Below are 1,966 nucleotides of genomic sequence, written 5' to 3' on the forward strand. Positions count from 1 at the left end.
TACCTCTCAGGTGTCAAGCGGTATAGTGAGGCACCTAGATGGAATGAAGGAGGCGAGGCGACATGCCAGGGCAACCGCGGGCCGACAACCGACCGCCATACGCGCGCATCGCGGGTCATTTCCGCGACCTCATCAGCTCCGGTGAGCTCTCGCCGGGCAACCTGCTGCCCAGCATCCGAGTCCTGGCAGATCAGTGGCAGGTCAGCACCGCAACGGCCGACCGCGCCATGAGACTGCTGCGAGATGAGGGGCTGGTCAACGGCATCCCGGGCGTCGGTACCGAGGTCATGGCGCGTCCCGTGTCGCTCGCATCCGGCTCGGAGCGCCACGATCGGAGCAGCAGGACGAAGTCGTCCTGGGGCGTGGGGGAGAAGTCCCACGGTCACACCGCTGGCATGGTGCCAGCGCCCGAGGACGTGGCGGATGCGCTCGGAATCGAGCTTGGCGAGGATGTGATTCGTCGAAGCCGTGTCTACCGGGATGCTCACGGAATCGTCTCTCACTCAACGTCCTGGATCCCGGCGGAGTTCGCCCAGGTGCGGCCCGAGCTCGCGCGCAACGAGCGCCTCAAGGGCGGGCTCTCGTTGGACCTCATCGCCGACGCCACGGGGCGCCAGGTCGAACGGCGCGTGGATGAGGAGACCGCTCGCATCGCCACGAAGGAGGACCTGGAACTCCTGGAACTGGAGGCCGGAACCGTGGCGGCGATCCTGGTCCTGACCGCCAAGTTCCTGGACGTCAACGGCCAAGTACTCGAGTACGGCGTAGACCTGGGTGCTCCTGGTCGCACGCGGCGCACCACGACCGAGGTGTCTCGATGAACGCCCGCAACAACGTCCTCCTGGACGACACCCTCGTCAGCTACCTCGAAGCGCGCCTTGGCGAACTCCTTCGAGCTGAGCGCACCCACACCCTCACGCTGAAGGGACGATTCGAGATCAGCCAAATCTCCGCAGCCCTGTCCGGCCGGCCGGGACCTGCGCCCCGCGCGATCCTCATGACCGGCCTGCAGGGTGCTGGCAAAACGACCCTCGCCCGCGCCTTGGAGAAGGCCAGCTTCCGACGTCTCTGCCCTGACGAGGAAATGTTCCGCCGCTACGGACACTACGGTCGTGACTTCCCCCGCGGCGAGTTCCGCGTCCGGGAAGCGCCCGTCCTCAAGGACATCGCCCTAGAGGTACAGCAGCTCCTGGCGGCCGGACACGAGGTCGTAGTCGACCACGGGTTCTGGACACGGGAAGAGCGTGCCTTGTGGGCGGCGACTGTCATGGAGGCCGGCGGCAAGCCTGTACTCATCTACCTGCCTGCACCACACGTGGTCCGCTGGGACAGAATCCGAAAGCGCAATGCGAAGTCGCTGGTCGACCCGAACAGCATCTCGTTCAGCGAGGAAGACCTGCTTCGACATGCGAACCGCTTCGAGGCGCCCTCCGCTGAGGAACCGCACCTCGTCTACGACGGAGACCCGGCGGCCATGCTGGTGGCGGTCAACCACGCTTGGCCTCGTCCCGACGGCGGTCTCCATTGAGTACCCAGTCACCTCACGGAGCGTTTCCCCTACATGACGGTGTTCAAAGGCAGACGCTGCGCCTAGTGACGAGATCTGGTGACATCTGGAATGTCACCAGCACTTGTCGGCAAGAACCGTCTCGCGGAGCAACTGGCACGCGAAGTGATCCGGGCGGGGACGGACTCCGACGGGACGGACCGCCGCCCATGCGGATCGCGGAGGCCCAGGTCACGCTGGGCGTGGTCGCGGCCCGCGAGGGCGACCCGGACTCGGCGCTGGCGTTCGGCGAGCGGGCGCTCACTGGCAGCCAGCGCTCGTCCGCGAACTGCGAAGCGGTCAGTGACCCGACGGACGACCGGCCCTCATCTCGGGCCCGCTGAGAAGCACTCAGGGCTCGCCTCATCTCCGAGCTATACCGCGACACTCGACGCCAAACCCGTATTCACAACAGTATTC

At 66.1% G+C, this 1,966-nt stretch carries 3 protein-coding genes; all 3 read left to right on the forward strand.

Annotated elements, in window-relative coordinates; translation table 11 throughout:
- Positions 1–62 precede the first annotated feature (62 nt).
- The 3 genes from ACZ6C6_RS34065 (at position 63) to ACZ6C6_RS34075 (ending at position 1,890) form a co-directional block, all read left to right on the forward strand.
- Positions 63–821 carry a GntR family transcriptional regulator gene (locus tag ACZ6C6_RS34065; protein WP_469208636.1) on the forward strand — a complete coding sequence of 253 codons (759 nt, stop codon included), beginning with the start codon at positions 63–65 and terminating at the stop codon, positions 819–821.
- A complete protein-coding gene (locus tag ACZ6C6_RS34070; RefSeq protein WP_469208638.1) occupies positions 818–1,528 on the forward strand; it encodes a P-loop nucleotide/nucleoside kinase family protein in 711 nt (236 codons plus the stop codon). Before ACZ6C6_RS34065 ends, ACZ6C6_RS34070 begins: the two co-directional genes overlap by 4 nt.
- A 188-nt stretch (positions 1,529–1,716) precedes the next feature.
- On the forward strand, positions 1,717–1,890 hold the full coding sequence (locus tag ACZ6C6_RS34075; RefSeq protein WP_469208640.1) for a hypothetical protein: 174 nt from the start codon (positions 1,717–1,719) through the stop codon (positions 1,888–1,890).
- The last annotated feature ends 76 nt before the right edge of the window (positions 1,891–1,966 follow it).

The sequence above is a fragment of the Streptomyces sp. NPDC041814 genome (assembly GCF_055590565.1).

Coding starts and splice junctions, on each gene's coding strand:
- ACZ6C6_RS34065 (WP_469208636.1), top strand. CDS start 63: ATGCCAGGGCAACCGCGGGCCGACAACCGACCGCCATACGCGCGCATC.
- ACZ6C6_RS34070 (WP_469208638.1), top strand. CDS start 818: ATGAACGCCCGCAACAACGTCCTCCTGGACGACACCCTCGTCAGCTAC.
- ACZ6C6_RS34075 (WP_469208640.1), top strand. CDS start 1,717: ATGCGGATCGCGGAGGCCCAGGTCACGCTGGGCGTGGTCGCGGCCCGC.